A 1,009-nucleotide genomic window follows, 5' to 3' on the forward strand; every position below is an offset into this window, starting at 1 on the left:
ATAAGAAACTTAATTTATGAAATGGAACCCTTTTAATCAGAGTATCGGGCTTGCGTTGGGCGGCGGCGCAGCAAAGGGTATTGCTCACATTGGCGTGCTGCAGGTACTGGAAGAGCGAAATGTAGAGATCGATTATATTTCCGGCACCAGTATTGGGGCTTTAGTCGCGAGCTACTATGCCTTCGGTAAGTCGATAGACGAGATCAAGAAAGTGGGCGAGGATATGAGTTTCAGCTCGATGGTCGGTTTGTCGATTCAACGCAAAGGTATCTTCACCACCAAAACCATTCACGAGATGATTTTGCAAGATATCGGTAATGTGGATATACAGGATGCTCGTATTCCTTTGGCGATTTGTACTACCGATATTCATACCGGTGAGAAGGTCATATTAAGATCAGGGAACTTGGCCGATGCGGTGTGTGCGTCAGCGGCAGTGCCAGGGATTTTTGTGCCGGTAGAAATTGAAGGTAGGTCGTTGGTTGATGGGGGTATCACTGAAAACGTACCCGTTTCAGCACTTGAACAGATGGGTGCGGGTATTACTATCGCTGTTGATTTGAATGGCGTGAGTCGCTATCAAGAACCTAAAGATATGGTCGCTATAATGGGGAATGCTATCGATATCGCAATTGATCAGCGTACCAAGGAGCAGTTGAAGAGGGCTGATTTGGTCTTGTCATTTGACTTGGCTAAATATAGTCGGTTTGGTAACCACGAACAGTTTGCGCCGGTATTCCAATATGGATACGACTTCACCGTAAAGAAGATATCACGCTTGTTCTGGTATCGGAAAATACGGCTTTTATATTTTCTTAGCGAGGTCCTGAAAGTGATTATTCCTCTCAAGGTGCCTATCATTCTGAACTTCAAAAGCTATTTGACCAGGCGGAGAAAGAAGATTCTTTCTAAAGTAGACTAATGCTTATATGAGAGCGAAAATACCGTGGAATTGAGAGCTGTGGTATGAGTTTATTGCGAGTGTCATTTGATGGGTGAACATTATCAC

Annotated in this window: 1 protein-coding gene; it reads left to right on the plus strand. The window is 44.3% G+C overall.

The features are described 5' to 3' along the window. Nucleotides 1-16 precede the first annotated feature (16 nt). Nucleotides 17-922: a patatin-like phospholipase family protein gene (locus A3756_RS22145; RefSeq protein WP_068554350.1), complete on the plus strand. Its 906-nt coding sequence runs from the start codon at nt 17-19 to the stop codon at nt 920-922. The last annotated feature ends 87 nt before the right edge of the window (nt 923-1,009 follow it).

Source organism: Oleiphilus sp. HI0086 (assembly GCF_001635225.1).